The 16462-nt window shown below is 56.9% G+C and carries 13 protein-coding genes and 2 tRNA genes; 6 read left to right on the forward strand and 9 right to left on the reverse strand.

Annotated elements, in window-relative coordinates:
- Positions 1–163: 163 nt before the first annotated feature.
- Both AC0B60_RS16350 and AC0B60_RS16355 read right to left on the reverse strand, forming a co-directional pair.
- Positions 164–239, reverse strand: a tRNA-Asn gene (locus tag AC0B60_RS16350).
- A gap of 69 nt (positions 240–308) precedes the next feature.
- Positions 309–1493, reverse strand: a complete 1185-nt coding sequence (locus tag AC0B60_RS16355) for a pyridoxal phosphate-dependent aminotransferase (RefSeq protein WP_465086979.1) — start codon at positions 1491–1493, stop codon at positions 309–311.
- 233 nt (positions 1494–1726) lie between these two features.
- On the opposite strand from AC0B60_RS16355, the gene uvrB reads away from it, so the two are divergent.
- Positions 1727–3760, forward strand: a complete 2034-nt coding sequence (gene uvrB, locus AC0B60_RS16360; RefSeq protein WP_465087070.1) for an excinuclease ABC subunit UvrB — start codon at positions 1727–1729, stop codon at positions 3758–3760.
- Here the strand turns inward: uvrB and AC0B60_RS16365 are convergent.
- Entirely contained in the window at positions 3757–4869 is a 1113-nt protein-coding gene (locus tag AC0B60_RS16365; RefSeq protein ID WP_465086980.1) for a GNAT family N-acetyltransferase/peptidase C39 family protein, read from the reverse strand. The two genes, uvrB and AC0B60_RS16365, sit on opposite strands and share 4 nt — an antisense overlap.
- Before the next feature lie 241 nt (positions 4870–5110).
- Here AC0B60_RS16365 and AC0B60_RS16370 point away from each other — a divergent pair, with 241 nt between their 5' ends.
- A complete protein-coding gene (locus tag AC0B60_RS16370) occupies positions 5111–6610 on the forward strand; it encodes a RimK family protein (protein ID WP_465086981.1) in 1500 nt (499 codons plus the stop codon).
- An 8-nt stretch (positions 6611–6618) separates the two neighbouring features.
- Here the strand turns inward: AC0B60_RS16370 and AC0B60_RS16375 are convergent, their stop codons facing one another.
- Positions 6619–7785 (reverse strand): cation diffusion facilitator family transporter, encoded by a 1167-nt coding sequence (locus AC0B60_RS16375; protein ID WP_465086982.1) that lies wholly within the window; start codon positions 7783–7785, stop codon positions 6619–6621.
- 372 nt (positions 7786–8157) lie between these two features.
- On the opposite strand from AC0B60_RS16375, the gene AC0B60_RS16380 reads away from it, so the two are divergent.
- Positions 8158–9177 (forward strand): quinone-dependent dihydroorotate dehydrogenase, encoded by a 1020-nt coding sequence (locus AC0B60_RS16380; protein WP_465086984.1) that lies wholly within the window; start codon positions 8158–8160, stop codon positions 9175–9177.
- A gap of 200 nt (positions 9178–9377) precedes the next feature.
- Here AC0B60_RS16380 and rmf read toward each other — a convergent pair whose 3' ends face one another.
- Positions 9378–9587: a ribosome modulation factor gene (gene rmf / locus AC0B60_RS16385; protein WP_027831734.1), complete on the reverse strand. Its 210-nt coding sequence runs from the start codon at positions 9585–9587 to the stop codon at positions 9378–9380.
- Positions 9588–9887: 300 nt separating this feature from the next.
- On the opposite strand from rmf, the gene rlmKL reads away from it, so the two are divergent.
- Complete coding sequence (gene rlmKL / locus AC0B60_RS16390) at positions 9888–12089, forward strand: bifunctional 23S rRNA (guanine(2069)-N(7))-methyltransferase RlmK/23S rRNA (guanine(2445)-N(2))-methyltransferase RlmL (RefSeq protein ID WP_465086986.1); 2202 nt, start codon at positions 9888–9890, stop codon at positions 12087–12089.
- Here the strand turns inward: rlmKL and AC0B60_RS16395 are convergent.
- Positions 12073–12696: an outer membrane beta-barrel protein gene (locus tag AC0B60_RS16395; protein WP_465086987.1), complete on the reverse strand. Its 624-nt coding sequence runs from the start codon at positions 12694–12696 to the stop codon at positions 12073–12075. The genes rlmKL and AC0B60_RS16395 overlap by 17 nt on opposite strands.
- 113 nt (positions 12697–12809) lie before the next feature.
- Positions 12810–13289, reverse strand: a complete 480-nt coding sequence (locus AC0B60_RS16400; RefSeq protein WP_465086988.1) for a hypothetical protein — start codon at positions 13287–13289, stop codon at positions 12810–12812.
- 110 nt (positions 13290–13399) lie between these two features.
- Here AC0B60_RS16400 and AC0B60_RS16405 point away from each other — a divergent pair, with 110 nt between their 5' ends.
- Positions 13400–14692, forward strand: a complete 1293-nt coding sequence (locus AC0B60_RS16405) for a M18 family aminopeptidase (RefSeq protein ID WP_465087072.1) — start codon at positions 13400–13402, stop codon at positions 14690–14692.
- 1 nt (position 14693) lies between these two features.
- Here the strand turns inward: AC0B60_RS16405 and AC0B60_RS16410 are convergent.
- Positions 14694–14769 (reverse strand) — tRNA-Asn (locus tag AC0B60_RS16410).
- Between the two features lie 73 nt (positions 14770–14842).
- On the opposite strand from AC0B60_RS16410, the gene AC0B60_RS16415 reads away from it, so the two are divergent.
- On the forward strand, positions 14843–15808 hold the full coding sequence (locus AC0B60_RS16415) for a YheT family hydrolase (protein ID WP_465086990.1): 966 nt from the start codon (positions 14843–14845) through the stop codon (positions 15806–15808).
- A gap of 7 nt (positions 15809–15815) precedes the next feature.
- Here AC0B60_RS16415 and AC0B60_RS16420 read toward each other — a convergent pair whose 3' ends face one another.
- Entirely contained in the window at positions 15816–16448 is a 633-nt protein-coding gene (locus tag AC0B60_RS16420; protein ID WP_465086991.1) for an arylesterase, read from the reverse strand.
- Positions 16449–16462 lie beyond the last annotated feature (14 nt).

The following is a 16462-nucleotide window of genomic DNA, read 5'->3' on the forward strand; positions in this document are numbered from 1 at the left end:
AGCACATCCATGTGCGCTTGGGCTCCGTCATCCATGGCTCCGCACATTTTTGGGAAAGAAGTCCTACCCCGCCGTAGGGCACCTCATTAGAAGGCTAGGTTGGGACTAAGATCCGAAACGAAAAAAGCCGCTAATCCAGAGGACTAGCGGCTTTTCGGAATAGTGGCTCCCCGAGCTGGGCTCGAACCAGCGACAAACGGATTAACAGTCCGTTGCTCTACCAACTGAGCTATCGGGGAACGTCGTCGTGTGACGAGGCGCGTATATTAAGGTTACCCCAACGCCTCGTCAACCCCTTGCCAGGATTTTTACCCCAGCGCTTTCTGCAAACGCTCAATGGCCTGCTTCAGCGTATCCAGACTGGTGGCGAAGCTCAGGCGCATATGGCCCGGCGCACCGAAAGCGGAGCCCGGTACCAGAGCCACGCCGGCTTCCTTCAACAGCTTCTCGGCAAACTCCACATCATTGCTGACGTCAGAATCGGCATCGATGGCCGCCTGGAAACTCGGAAACACATAGAACGTGCCGTCACCATGCAGGCATTCTACGCCGGGCAGGGCGTTCAGGGCTTCCACCAGGTAATCGTGACGTTCCTTGAACGCAGTGACCATTTCCTGCACGCAGCCCTGGGGGCCATCCAGAGCTGCGGTCGCAGCCGCCTGGGAAATTGACGCCGGGTTGGACGTGCTTTGCGACTGGATTTTCTTCATCGCGCCGATGATTTTTGCAGGCCCAGCAGCGTAACCGATGCGCCAGCCGGTCATGGAGTAGGCTTTGGATACACCGTTGAGCACAAAAGTGCGATCATACAGCTCCGGCGTGGCGCTCAGGATGTTGCAGAACGGCTGGCCGGTCCACAGAATCGGCTCGTACATGTCATCAGTGGCAATCATGATCTGCGGGTGCTTCTTCAGCACCTCGCCAATCGCCTTCAGCTCGTCCAGGCTGTAAGCCATACCACTGGGGTTGGACGGGCTGTTGATCACGAACAGGCGGGTGCGCTCGGTGATCGCACTCTCGAGCTGTTCCGGGGTGATCTTGAAGCGGGTTTCGGCGCCGGTTTCGATGATCACTGGCTTGCCTTCAGCCACCAGCACCATGTCCGGATAAGATACCCAGTAGGGAGCCGGGATGATGGCTTCGTCACCCTTGTTCAACGTGGCCAGCGCGAGGTTGAAAAAGCTTTGCTTGCCACCGCCGCTTACCAGGATCTGGTTGGCTTCGTATTCCAGGCCGTTGTCTCGTTTGAACTTCGCAATGATCGCCTTTTTCAGAGCGGGCGTACCATCCACGGCGGTGTACTTGGTCTGGCCGTTGTTGATGGCTTCGATGGCCGCCTGTTTGATGTGATCCGGGGTATCGAAGTCCGGCTCGCCAGCACCGAGGCCGATGATATCCTGGCCAGCAGCGCGCAGTTCCGCTGCCTTGTTGGTGACTGCGAGGGTGGGAGAGGGCTTGATTGCCTGTACTCGGCTGGAAAGTTGAAGGTCCAAACTTGCGCTCCTTAAAGCTGCGTCTGATAGGGCTCCGGCGGCTTGGGGGTAGTGGTTTTCACCATGTTCAGGCCGCCTTTGACGATTCAGATGGTATCATGAAGCCCGCGTGACGATAAGTTTCTCTGCAGATTGCACCTTTTGATATTCGTGGTGCGATGCGTTGCCCAGATCACTTTTGATTGAATGAAGGATGTCTCCAGACTATGGCCACTTCAGAAACCGGCGCGCTCATGAAAGACGGCGCCTTCAAGGTGGATTCCCCGTTTCAGCCAGCTGGGGATCAGCCCAAAGCCATTGATGGGCTGGTGGACGGTATTCACTCCGGCCTGGCACATCAGACGCTCCTGGGTGTGACCGGCTCGGGCAAGACCTTTACCATTGCCAACGTCATCCAGCAGGTGCAGCGGCCGACCATCATAATGGCCCACAACAAAACCCTGGCAGCGCAGTTGTACGGTGAGTTTCGTGAGTTTTTCCCAGACAACGCGGTGGAGTATTTCGTTTCCTATTACGACTACTACCAGCCGGAAGCCTATGTGCCGTCTTCTGATACCTTCATCGAAAAAGACGCCTCCATTAATGAGCACATAGAACAGATGCGTCTGTCTGCCACCAAGGCCCTTCTGGAGCGGCCGGATGCCATCATCGTAGCTACCGTATCCTCCATTTACGGCCTGGGTGACCCCCAGTCCTACCTGAAAATGATGCTGCATCTGGATCGGGGCGATCAGGTTGACCAACGTCACATCCTCCGGCGCCTGGCTGAGTTGCAGTACACCCGTAACGACGTTGAATTTCATCGGGCCAACTATCGGGTACGGGGGGACGTAATTGACGTATTCCCTGCAGAATCCGAGAAAGAAGCCATCCGCATTGAATTGTTTGATGACGAGGTGGAAAACCTCAGTTACTTCGATCCCCTGACGGGTGAGGTATTGCGGCGTGTCCCCCGTGTCACCATTTATCCGAAATCACACTATGTCACGCCAAGGCAGAAGGTGCTTGATGCCGTTGAGCGCATTAAGGTGGAACTGGATGAGCGCTTGCAGCAATTGCGGGACAATAACCGCCTGGTTGAAGCGCAGCGTCTGGAAGAACGTACCCGTTACGACATCGAGATGATGCTGGAACTGGGCTACTGCAACGGCATCGAAAACTACTCGCGGTACCTGTCCGGTCGCCAGCCAGGTGAGGCACCTCCAACGCTGTTTGATTACCTGCCAGCCAATGCGATGCTGGTGGTGGACGAATCCCACGTCACCATTCCCCAAATTGGCGCCATGTATAAGGGCGACCGTTCCCGTAAGGAAACCCTGGTGGAATACGGCTTCCGGCTGCCATCGGCCCTGGATAACCGGCCTATGCGCTTTGATGAATGGGAGAGAATTGCACCGCAGATGCTGTTTGTTTCGGCCACCCCCGGTAACTATGAAGCTGAGCACGCCGGGCAGGTGGTTGAACAGGTGGTGCGACCAACCGGCCTGCTGGACCCGGAAATCGAAGTTCGCCCGGCCTCTACCCAAGTGGATGATCTGCTTTCGGAAATCCGCTTGCGTACCAACGTTAACGAACGGGTGTTGGTTACCACGCTCACCAAACGCATGGCGGAAGACTTGACTGACTTCCTGATGGAGCACGACATCCGTGTGCGCTATCTGCATTCTGACATCGACACAGTGGAGCGGGTAGAAATTATCCGCGACCTGCGCCGTGGTGAATTTGATGTGCTGGTGGGAATCAACCTTCTGCGGGAAGGCCTCGATATGCCTGAAGTGTCGTTGGTTTCCATCCTCGACGCTGATAAGGAAGGCTTTCTGCGTTCCGAACGTTCTCTGATCCAAACCATTGGCCGGGCCGCCCGAAACCTGCATGGCAAGGCGATTCTCTATGGCGACCGGATCACGGGTTCAATGCAGCGAGCGATCGACGAAACCGAACGTCGCCGTGCTAAACAGGCAGCCCATAACGAAGAACATGGCATCACACCCCAAGGGCTGAACAAGAAGATTGCAGATATCATGGAAGGCGCTGGTGGTGGTGGTTGCGGTCGCCGTAAGGCCGAGCGTCCGGGCGAGAAGGCGGCCGAGGAGGCGGAGAAGTACCGTGCCAGGGCAGGTAATCGTTCACCGGAAGAAGTCCTCAAGGAGATCACCCGCCTGGAGGACGATATGTACAAGGCCGCCGCGGATCTGGACTTCGAGACGGCTGCCAGGTTACGCGATGATATTTCCGAGCTTAAAGAGGCGGCCTTGCGGACTGGCTAACGCCTTGGTCCTACAATGACGGCTGCCTGCAATGGTTGGTTCTTGCCGTATCGGGACATACGGTCGAACACTCGGCGGTCTATCGGCAGGTATTGCTTGTCTGCGACGGTTTCACCGACGTCCGTATCGATTTCGGGGTCGTGCAGGTAAACAAACTGATCATCCATCGCACACACTGTCACCCAATGGGGCACGCGGCTGCGATTCAATTGCCAGGTGCTGATCAGGATTACCGGCACACGGCCATCGTGTAGGGCAGCCTGCATGCCATCCAGGGTGAGTGGGTCGTGATGGAGTTCGATACCAGTCTGGCCGATGTCGTGCAGGAAGCCTTCGTGCACCAACTCCAGAACCCGCTTTTTGTCGTCGTTGCGAACCGTATCCTTGAATAACGCACCCTCTTTACTGATATAGGCGCTGGCGTGGAACCCGCGGTGCCAGGCAGCCAGTGCCAGGCCGTGGGGGCCGCAACCACCATGGCCAGCCAGCATGAATATGGTGGTGGCTTCGCGCCAGAGTTTCAGTTCTTCCAGGGTGGTCATTGGCTGCTGTTCATCCAGGGTCGCCATGGCCATGATCAGGGCTGCCGGGCCGCAGGAGAATTCCGTGGTCTGGGGGTAATAGGGCACCGCCGGAAATTCCCGGGAAGGTTCGTAGAACAGGATACGACGTTCGAAGCGCAGGGCGGTGCCGTGGTCGTCGTAGTAGTCCCGATAGGTGCCGAACTGGCGATAGCCCAGGCGTTGATAGAGGTGTATTGCCGGGGCATTATCTTCCCGGACCTCCAGTCTCATCACGATACGGCCGGCGTCGACAGCCGCCGCTTCGGCTTCCCGAACCAGTTGTTCACCGATGTTTCGGCCGCGTTCAGAGGGCGCGACTGCAATTGAATAGATGCGAGCCAGCCGGGTAGCCGCGCTCATCAGCACCAGACAATACCCCACCAATGCTTCTCCATCTACGGCGACAATCAGTCGATCCCTGGGCATATCCAGGAAACGACGGAAGCTTCTGCGTGAGATGCGGTCTTCGGTGAAGCAGCGATTTTCAAGCTTGATCAATGCGTCCAGGTCGTCGCCGATGGCGTGACGAAATTGAATTGAGGTCATGATTTCAAGGCTCTGGATAACGCAAATGTGACGGCTTAACCGGCTTCAGCTCTGGCGGCTATTATGAGTGAGTGCCGACATTGCCGATAGCATGCAATCATGCGTAAAAGCACGCATTCCGTGCTAATTGTAGGCTAAAGCGTTCCGGCGTATTGTTGCGAGATTGTACAGGCACAGTCGATGCGCGACCGGCCTGTCCTCCCCGAGTTTCCGGCACTGCCTTCATGGAGGAATGCCACTGATGTCACGATTGCTGATTGTTGTTGACCGTGCCAAGGACTGGGCACCGTATTACCCCAGTGAAGACGTGCTGACCTTTGATCAGTATCTGCAGTTTTCTGCGCCCACCTCCAGCCGGGTACGGGTGATCAACCTGTGCCAGAGCGCCCGTTATCTCAGCCGTGGCTATTACTGTTCACTGCTGGCCGAGGCTCGTGGTCATCATGTAGTGCCGTCTGTGATGACGCTCAACGACCTCAGCCGCAAGGGGCTGTTTTCGCTGCAGCTGGAGGAACTGGATGCCAGCGTCCTCAATTGGCTTGAGGCAGCCGGGGCGGAGATTGAGCCCGCTGGTGACAATAACCACGCCACGCGCGAAGTGCGTGTCCGTACCTATTTCGGGCAGGCGGAACATGGGGATTTGAAGCCGGTTGCACGTGCGCTGTTTGACCGTTTCCCTTGCCCGGTCCTGGAGGTGGTGTTCCGCCGTGGGAAAACCTGGCAGATTGCTTCCATGAAACCAGGTTGTCCGGCGGATCTGAGAGGGAAGGAGCAGGACGACTTCGCGGCTGCGTTTGACCGTTTCAGCAGCATGGTCTGGCGCAAGCCCCGCACCCGCCGTCGTTATCGGTTTGATCTGGCGATGCTGGTCAACGAGGACGAGGAAATGCCTCCCAGCGACAAGGAGGCCCTGGAAAAATTTGAGAAAGCTGGCCGCAAGCTGGGCATCAACGTGGAGCAGATCGGCCGCCGCGATTACATGCGGCTACCGGAATACGATGGCTTGTTTATTCGCGAAACCACAGCCATCGATCATCACACTTATCGTTTTGCCCGCAAGGCCGAGGCAGAGGGCATGGTGGTGATTGACGATCCGGTGTCGATCCTGCGTTGCACCAACAAAGTCTATCTGGCGGATCTGTTGAAGAACAACAAGATCCCGACACCAAAAACCCTGATTCTTTCGAAAGACCAGAAAGACAGTGCAGAACAGGTGATTCGCGAACTTGGGTTTCCCGCGGTCATCAAGATCCCGGACGGCGCTTTCTCGCGCGGAGTGACCAAGGCGGAAGACGAAAAATCGCTGCGGGCGGGCCTGAAAGAGTTGTTCAAACAGTCGGCCCTGGTACTGGCTCAGGAATACCTTTACACCGACTATGACTGGCGTATTGGTGTGCTTGGCGGCCGAGCCATCTATGCCTGTAAATACTACATGGTGCAGGGGCACTGGCAGATCTACCAGCACGGGGGTGCGGAAGTGGACAGCGGTGGTTTCGAAACCATGCCCACCTACGAGGTGCCCCGGAACGTGATCCAGGCAGCGCTCAATGCCACACGCCTTATCGGCAATGGCCTCTATGGTGTGGATATCAAGCAGTCTGGTAACCGTGTGGCTGTCATTGAGGTGAACGACAACCCCAGCATTGACGCAGGCGTTGAAGACCGGTTTCTGGGAGGCGAGCTGTACACCCTGATCATGCAGGAATTCCTGTCGCGCATGGAGGAAAAGCGGCGCCGCTAAGCGAACGGTCAGTTCTCAGTATGAGCGTGCCAGATTCTGAGGCTGCCAAACCACGGATAGCCGGCCAGATCCTCGCTGATCCGGCGGGCGTCAGGAAGAGCCTCGGACTGAGGAATCTCCATAAACAGTTCCATATGGACCCGGTTACGGAGATAGTGCAGTCGTAGCCGGTTGTTGGGCGGCAGGTTTTCTATGTGTTGGTGAAGTGCCTCGCGGATTTCCGCACGGGCGGGAAGCTGCTCGGAGGTCTGGGGATGGTTTTCGTCGTTTTCGGCATCGATGTGGAAATTGATGTCGAGAATATTGTCCAGCGCATTACGCATGGCTTTGACCACCTGCATTCCTATTTGATGCCCCTCAGAAACGCTGATCTCCGGCGATACAACCAGGTGCACATCCAGCAGAATGTCATGCCCCATTCGGCGGCTGCGAAGTTCATGCACGTTGCGCACGCCGTCGGTCTTACTGGCGATTTGTTTCAGTGCTTCGGTATCTTCCGGGGACAGGCCTGTGTCAACGAGCTCTTTCACGCTGTCCCAGGTGAATCGCCATCCGATGTGGACAATGATCCCGGAGATAATCACCGCCGCGAGAATGTCCAGCCACAGATAGCCCAGCATGGCGCCCATGGTCGAAAAGAGCACCACCACGGAGGAGAGGGCATCAGTGCGACTGTGCCAGGCATTGGCGATGATCAGGTCCGAGCGGATCGCTATGCCAACCCGGCGTGTGTAGCGAAAGATCCATTCCTTACTGGCAACGGATAGAAAGGCTGCGACCAGCACCGGCCATTCCGGAATGTTTGCAGTGCCGCCATCAAGCAGTCTCAGGGTGTTGTCCCAGGCCAGGGCTGCGCCAACCGCAATGAGGATGCTGCCGAGCACCATGGTGCCCATGGTTTCTATACGTTGATGGCCATACGGGTGGGCCTGGTCCGGCGCCTGCCGGGAAACCCGCATGACACCAAGCACCACCAGGTCAGATGCCACATCGGTAAATGAATGAATACCATCCACCAGTAGCGCTTGTGAATGAAACAGCATTCCGGCGATAACTTTGACGAGGCCCAGAGCGCCATCCAGTACCATTCCGATAACGGTTACACGCGATGCCGCCTTGCGCTCCTGGGGGAGTCCCTTGTGTTCATGGGAGGAAAAGGTCTGCTGGTCCGTCATCGAGATTCTCCAGGGGTCCGGTAGTCAGTATAACGAACCTATCACTGTATGTTTTATGCACATGGACGGAATCGTTGGGCTACGTAACATCTTGTGACATATCCGTCTTTTGTTACAGAAAACTGTATTTAAGATATTGATATTTAAGGATAAATAAACTGATCAAAAATTGAACAATCTGTAGGCTGGCGCGAATATCAAGGGTTCGGCCGCGTTGCCCCGCGATTTTCAACAGGGTTATCCACAGATTCCGTGGAAAAGGTCACAAGAGCTTAACGCTACAGACATTTAGCCGTCATATTTTAGGTGTAGGGCGATGCTGTGGAAAACTTCCGGTATACTCCGCATCGTTCTCGATCAGGGAGATTCTGTATGTATGGCATTATGCGCGAACTGCTGTTCCGGCTGCCACCGGAGACTGCTCATAATCTGACATTGTCGGGGCTCGATATGGCTGGAAAGCTTGGGCTGCTCCACGCGCTCGTTAGCCAGCCTGACCTGCTGCCCACCAAGGTGATGGGCTTGGAATTTCCCAATCCGGTAGGCCTGGCCGCGGGCCTCGACAAGAACGCTGATCACCTGGATGCCCTGGGTGCGTTGGGGTTTGGGTTTATCGAGGTGGGTACTGTTACGCCTCTGGCCCAGCCCGGTAACCCGAAGCCGAGAATGTTCCGGCTCCCCGAGCACAGCGCCATTATCAACCGGATGGGGTTCAACAACCATGGCCTTGAACACCTGCTGGATCAGGTGGACAAGCGTCGGTACGCCGGCGTACTGGGTATCAATGTTGGCAAAAATAAGGCGACACCCAACGAGGAATCCGAGTCGGATTATCGCAAAGGTATCGCGGCGGTGTATTCCCGGGCTGACTACATCACAGTAAACGTATCGTCCCCCAACACGCCCGGTCTGCGGGATCTTCAGTTTGGTGACTCGCTCAAAGGCCTGATGCACGCCATCAAGGATGAGCAGGCACGTTGTGAGAAAGAGTATGGGCGGTATGTGCCGTTGGCGGTGAAGATCGCCCCGGATATGGACGACGACGGCGTGCGTTTTGTAGCCAATGCCCTGAAAGAGTCGGAGCTGGACGGTGTCATAGCCACCAATACCACCATCAGCCGCGAGGCCGTCGTGGGGCACCGGTATGCGGAAGAGGTCGGGGGGCTCAGCGGGGCGCCGGTAAGGGAGTCTTCCACGCGGGTGATTCAGGCACTGTATGCGGAATTGGGAGAGTCGTTACCGATTATCGGCGTAGGCGGCATCACTGACGGTGACAGTGCGGCTGAGAAAATCCGCGCCGGCGCAAAATTGGTGCAGATTTACACCGGTTTTATCTACCGTGGGCCAGCACTGATCCGGGACTCGGTCGACGCGATTCGGCGTTTGACATGATGCGGTGGTGAGAACAGTGCCAGGAGGTGAGGCCAGAAATAAAGTGGGCCCGCTTAGCGGGCCCGTGCGGGGAATAAACCCCGTGGCGTTTCATCGCATGGTACGGGTCGGGAGGACCCGTTTGGGTTTTTCTGGGTACTGCGTCAAATTGTGTGTCGTTGAAAGATCAGATTAAAGATTTGGGGTCCTGACAGTCAGCATTACGCTGTCACGTTTGCCAGTTTGTGGATGCCGGATACGCCGGTCATGCCCTCCCATTGATCCGTGCGGCCTTCTCGCCACCCGTTGAGCCATTCCTGGCGAACTTCCGGCTGTTCCAACGGGCAGCTGTCTTTTGCTTTACCGGACACGCCGGCCAGGTAACCCCGTTTGAATGCACGAGCGTACATATCTCTTTTCTGTCTTTTCATGCCGTTCCTCACTGATGGATTAACAGAACAAGTGTGTACACATCTGCCGTGGCCGGGACTTGGGGCAACCCTTCCGGGGTAACCCACTATTGTCAGGTAAGGCCAGAGCAGTCAGGATCCTGTTAACAGAGAGCCCTTGGCTCCCCGGAACGACGCGTCACCTACAAGGTAAGACTAACTCTGCGTCGTTGTACACTATTTATTTCATCTATATGAAGCTTCTCTTATAGTTGTGTGACATAACAAGCCGGTGAAAACCTCGGAAAATGCGCTAATCCCACGACCTTAGCCATCGTAGAAATGACTCAGGAGTCGAACGTGTCAGACCTTAACTTTTTCGTAACCTGCCCCAAGGGCCTGGAGTATTTGCTGGAGGACGAACTGCGTACCTTTGGCATGGATCCGGTCCGGAATGCGCCGGCAGGTGTCTGGGCCAACGGCACCCTGGAGAGCGGCTATCGCGCCTGCCTTTGGTCGAGGCTGGCGAACCGCGTCATCCTTCATCTGGCGGATGTGGATGCCACCTCCGGTGACCAGATGTTGGGTGGCGTGACGGATCTGGAATGGCAGCAGCATATTCCGATGAATGGCAGTTTTCGCGTCAACTTTGTGGGGCAGAACGAAGCCATCCGAAACACGCAATATGGTGCCCAGCGAGTCAAGGACGGCATCGTGGATCGCCTGCGCAATGCCAGTGGTCAGCGGCCATCCGTGGACGCAAAGAACCCGGACGTCACCGTGTCGGCACGCCTGAATCGCGGCAAACTGTCGGTAGGCATTGACCTGAGCGGCGACAGTCTCCACAAGCGTGGCTACCGCACGGAAAAGGGCGCTGCGCCATTGAAGGAGAACCTGGCAGCGGCTCTGCTGACAAGATGCGGTTGGCCGGAATTGGCGAAAAACGGCGGTGATTTCATTGATCCCATGTGTGGCTCCGGCACGTTGGTGATTGAGGCAGCGATGATGGCTCTGGATCTTGCGCCTGGCCGTAAGCGTGAGCGCTTCGGTTTTGAGCGTTGGCTGGGGCATCAACCGGAATTATGGTTATCACTGCGTCAGGAAGCCGAGAAGCGCGCCTACGTGGGTAAGCAAGGCATTGACGGTCGCATCCCTGCCTTCCTGGGCTTTGACCAGGATCGAGGTGTGATACAAACCGCAGGGAACAACGTGCAACGTGCCGGTCTTGAAGGCGTCGTGATCGTCAAACAGCGGGCAGTTGACCAGTTCAGCCGTGAAGAAGCGTGGGCCGCAAACGGTCTGGTATTGGTCAACCCTCCCTATGGTGAGCGCCTGAGCGAACGTAAGGAACTCGGAGGACTTTATCGAAGCCTCGGCGAAGCTGTTAAAGAGGCGCTGCCAGGCTGGAGGTTTGGCGTATTCACCGGTGCGCCCGAGTACGGCAAATCCTTAGGCCTGCGCAGCTACAAGCAGTATCGCCTGTACAACGGCAAATTGCCGGCCCAGTTGCTGCTGTTCAACGTAGACGACGCCAGTGCAATGACACCCCGGGAGCCGGATGTTCCCGGAGAGGTGACGCCTCGTATCGCCAACGAAGAGCGTGCGGCCATGCTGCGCAATCGTCTGAAAAAAAATATGAAGACCATAGGGCAGTGGGCTCGCAAGCAGGGTATTGGTTGTTACCGCCTGTATGATGCCGATATGCCTGAGTTTGCGCTCGCCATTGATGTCTACGAGGGCCGTGTCCACGTCCAGGAGTACGCTGCTCCCAAGTCGGTAGACGAGCGGTCTGCGCGGGAGCGTCTGGCGGAAGCTCTGGCGGTAATTCCTGACGCCATCGGCGTCGAACGGGAAGACATGGTCTGCAAGCAACGCCAGCGTCAGGCCGGCACCAGCCAGTATGAAAAGCAGTCTGCCAGTGGCGAATTCTTCAATGTCCACGAACATGGTTGTGTGCTGAAGGTGAACCTGAAGGATTATCTGGATACCGGCGTTTTTCTGGACCATCGACCGGTTCGTCACTGGATTCAGAAACACGCGGCTGGCAAGCGCTTCCTGAACCTGTTCTGTTATACCGGTGCGGCGACCGTTCACGCAGCGGTTGGTGGCGCGACCCGCTCACTGAGCCTGGATATGTCAAAGACCTATGTGAACTGGGCGCAGGAGAATCTGGCGCTCAATGGTGTGGATGCTTCCCACCATCTGGTGGAGCAGGCGGACTGCCTGGCTTGGCTGGCAGGAAAACCAGCCAACGACCAGCGTTTCGACCTGATCTTCATGGACCCGCCCACCTTTTCAAATTCCGCCCGTATGGCCGGTGTACTGGATATCCAGAAAGATCATGGCAGGTTGATACGCCAGGCGATGCAGCGGCTGACCTCAGAAGGCTTGCTGATTTTCTCGACCAACTTCCGGCGCTTTAAGCTGGATGACAGCCTGGAAGAGGAATTTGCCATCGAAGAAGTGACTCGCGACACCCTGGACCGGGATTTCCAGCGCAACGCGCGAATTCACCGGTGCTGGCAGGTCAGAACTCGTATTTGAACCCGGTTGAGAACTGGAAGGTGTTCGCGCCGGTTTCGGTGTCTTCAAATAGCCGGCCGCCTTCCAGGACAATGAAACCGTTATCGATGATCTCGAAATCCAGGCCTAGCAACCAGCTCACGCTGAAGGAGCTGTCCGGATATTCGTCCGCGATTGCTGCGTAGGGAGAACCATCGTCGGGATCGGCTTCCCGGGCCTTGCCTAGCGGGGTGAGGGTGGCAACGCCCTGAACGTGGGAAAAACCGAACTGGCCATAGGCATTGGCGTAGTTGGTGATCGGGTAATGGCCGCCGATGTACCAACTGGCGAAGTATTCGATATCCAGTTCCAGCTCATTGTCGATTTCGGCGGTGGTGGTGCCGGCACCGGCCCGGATTTCCACATGGAAATACTCTGAAATATGCGTGCCAAGCACCATGGAGCCAGTGGTTGACCAGGCTGTTTCGAGGGTGTTCTGGCCGACAGACCGGTGGTTTAGGCCAGTGGCCAGAATGCCAACGTAGGTCATGCCTTCGCGGGGAGCTTTTTCCTGCGCGCTGGCTGTAACCGATAGCAGGGCTGCGGTAAGCACGGCGGCCGTAAAGAGTTGTCGCAACAGCGTGTTCATTGGTATCGAGCTTCCTGGCGTTGTCGGATTCCGACAGATTCTGCCTTCTGTAACTGTTTGTTACGTCGACACAAGTCACAGTTCGCATTGCCAGCGACGTTGTAGGATGGGGCTTAGTCGAAGAAACCTTCCTCACGCGCAATCAACAAGAGTGCATAGACCCCGTTTTCGGGCAGTTGGGGTTCGAGGCCTTCGTCAGACAGCAGTTGCCTGCGGCGGTCGTCCAGTTCCTCGCGAGGCATGGATGTAATCAGCTCCTCCATGCCAGCGATTTCGAAGGGCGCGTCCATGGCGACGGCGGTAAAGATCAAATCCACCAGGATTTCGTCCGGGTCCATGCCGTCAACATAGACAGTCTGGTCTGGCAGGTCCTGATGCAGCTCCTGGGCCAGCTCGATCAGCGGCACGCCCTGTTCTTCGAGATAAAGCAGGTCAATATCGCCCAGGTCGGCGTCTTCCGGTATCCACTCGTCGGCCGGGGCGATAACAACGGTTTTCATCTGCCCGTCTTCCAGTGACCAGGCCATGGCCACGGGGAACAGAACGTCGTCGGTCTGGCAGTATTCGATATCGAGAAAACGCGGTGCGGGCAAGGTACACTCTCCGGGTAGCCGGGCTGCGCGGGCAGCCGTTTTGTACGGATATGACGTCGGGCGCCATCATGCCATACTGGCGCCGCAATTATCAGTTTATCAGGGACATCATGGAACACGCTGAATTTAACACCGATTTGCTCGAATTTCTGAACGCCTCACCGACCCCCTGGCACGCCGTAGCCAGTATGAAGCATCGTCTTGATCAGGCGGGTTTCAGGGCCCTGGATGAAAAAGAGGACTGGGAACTCGAGGCAGGGCAGGGTTACTACGCCATCCGTAACGGGTCATCCATTGTGGCGTTCCGCACCGGCCGCCGCGATGTCGCCGAAGCAGGCATTCGTATGGTGGGCGCTCACACGGACAGCCCCTGCCTGAAGGTGAAGCCAAACCCGGAACTGCGCCGCAAGGGGTTTTTCCAAGTGGGCGTGGAAGTCTATGGCGGCGTGTTACTGAACCCCTGGTTTGATCGTGACCTGTCCCTGGCCGGCCGGGTGACGTATGTGGATGAGTCCGGGTCGGTGAAGGACACGCTGGTCGATTTTCGCAAAGCTGTGGCCTACATACCCAGCCTGGCCATTCACCTGGACCGGGAAGCCAACAGCAATCGCACCGTTAATCCGCAAACGGATCTGCCGCCGATACTGATGCAGGTACCGGAAGACGACACCACGCGTTTTGCCGATCTTCTCACGGAGCAGTTGGCCAAAGAGCAGCCGCGTATCGGGGTTCGCAAGATTCTGGGTTACGAACTGGGTTTTTACGATGCCCAGCCGGCGTCGATTGTCGGGCTGCGCGATGACTTTATTGCCTCGGCCAGGCTGGACAACTTGCTGAGTTGCTACATCGGGCTGCAGGCATTGATTGAATCCTCCGGTGATGAGCCAGCGCTGCTGGTATGCAACGACCATGAGGAAGTGGGTAGCATGTCTGCAGAAGGCGCTCAGGGGCCGTTCCTGTCAGCGGTGCTGGACCGTTGGTGTGGCAAGGGCCGGGCCCGCGCGATTGCCCGTTCCATGATGATCTCGGCCGACAACGCACACGGGATTCACCCCAACTACATGGACAGGCACGACGAGAACCACGGGCCCATCCTCAATCGGGGTCCGGTCATCAAGGTCAACCACAACCAGCGCTACGCCACTAACAGTCGCTCCGCTGCGTTCTATCGCCACATCAGCGACGAACTGGACTTGCCATACCAAACCTTTGTGGTGCGCAGTGACATGGGGTGTGGAAGCACGATTGGTCCGTTGACGGCTGGCAACCTTGGGGTGACAACGCTGGATATCGGTGTGCCGCAATTTGGCATGCACTCAATCCGGGAAATGGCAGGAACCAGAGATGGGGTAACGTTGTTTCGGGTGCTGCGGGAGTTCATGCAGCGAAGGGAGGTGCTGTAAGTGGCTCCCCGAGCTGGGCTCGAACCAGCGACAAACGGATTAACAGTCCGTTGCTCTACCAACTGAGCTATCGGGGAACAAAGTCGGAATGGCGCGCATAATAGGGGCTTTGCCCGGCGGCGTCAACCCCATGAATTGAAAGGTTAAATTTTGTACGATCACAATCTGGATTACAAGCCACCTCTCTGGTTGCGCAATGGCCATGTCCAGTCTGTCTGGCCGACCTTGTTCCGTACGGTATCATTGAAAAAGCCGGTAAGGGAGTCGCTGTCAACAGAGGACGATGACGAGTTGCATCTGGATTGGTATCGCCAGGGAAATGACCGGTTGGCGGTATTGTCTCATGGGCTGGAAGGGCACAGTCAGCGGCCATACATGCAGGGTTTGGCGCGGGCGCTGTTGAATGACGGCTGGGACGTATTGGCCTGGAACTTTCGTTCGTGCGGCGGTGTGATGAACCACCAGCCCCGCTTTTACCATAGCGGTGCAACCGGCGACCTGGGTAGGGTGGTGCAGCATGGACTCGCTCAGGGATATGGAAAAGTTCTGCTCTCAGGCTTCAGCATGGGCGGTAACCTCACACTCCTATATCTTGGGCAGCAGTCGGAGCAGGTGGATAGCCGTATCTGCGGCGCTGTCACATACTCGGTGCCCTGTGACCTGGCCGGCAGTGCCGATACGTTGGCCCGTCCCAGCCGGCGTATCTATATGCAGCGTTTTCTGCGCGACCTTCACGTGAAGATGGAAGAGAAGTCAAAACGGTTCCCGGGACTGATTGATGTTACCGGGTTCGAAAAAATTCGCAGTTTCCATGAGTTTGATGACCGCTACACCGCACCGTTACACGGTTTTCGCGATGCCCGGGATTATTGGGCGAACTGCTCTGCGCTGTGGTCTCTCAAAGACATCCGTGTGCCGGCTCTGATGGTTAACGCTGCGGATGATCCGTTCCTGTCCCAGCAGTGTTTTCCGGAATCCCGAGCACAGCTGGGGGCATACGTGCGGCTGGAGGCGCCTCGTTGGGGCGGCCACGTCGGCTTTGTTGAGCACGTCCAGGATGGCTATTACTGGTCGGAGCGGCGGGCCGTGGCGCATGCCCGCACGCTGGCAGCCTGAGGCAGGACTAATCCCTGAGCATGGGCTCGAGCACCGGCCAGATGTTATCCAGCAACTGCCCCTGTGCTTCCGCCGTCGGGTGAATGCTATCGCCCTGCATCATGCCCTCCTGGTTATAGATACCTTCCAGGAAGAAGGGGAGCAGTTCGGTCTTGTGCTCTTCGGCAAGTTCGGGATAGATGTTCGCGAAGGCGCGGGTGTATCGCTGGCCGTAATTGGGTGGAATCTGCATACCCACCAGCAGGGTTTCGGCGCCTGTCTCCTTTACCTGCTCAATCATGTTTGCCAGATTCCGGCGGATAACGTTGGGCGGAAATCCCCGCAGGCCATCGTTACCACCGAGTTCGATGACAACGACTGCCGGTTCGTTCTTGTCCAGAAGGTCGGGCAGGCGGCGCAGACCGCCATCAGTGGTTTCGCCGCTGATACTGGCGTTGACCACCTGCCAGTGGTCCAGGCCCTCGCTGCCAAGCCGTTCCCGAAGCAGCGCCACCCAGGAATCCCCGGTTTGCACACCGTAGGCTGCGCTGAGGCTGTCTCCAACGATCATCAGTGTGCTCTGGCTGGCCTGAGCCTGCGCACCAACACACATTAAAGCGAGAAAAACTATTGATCTCAGGCGTAAAAATACCGTATGCATAGAGGTCCTGTGTT

Source organism: Marinobacter sp. V34 (assembly GCF_055524115.1).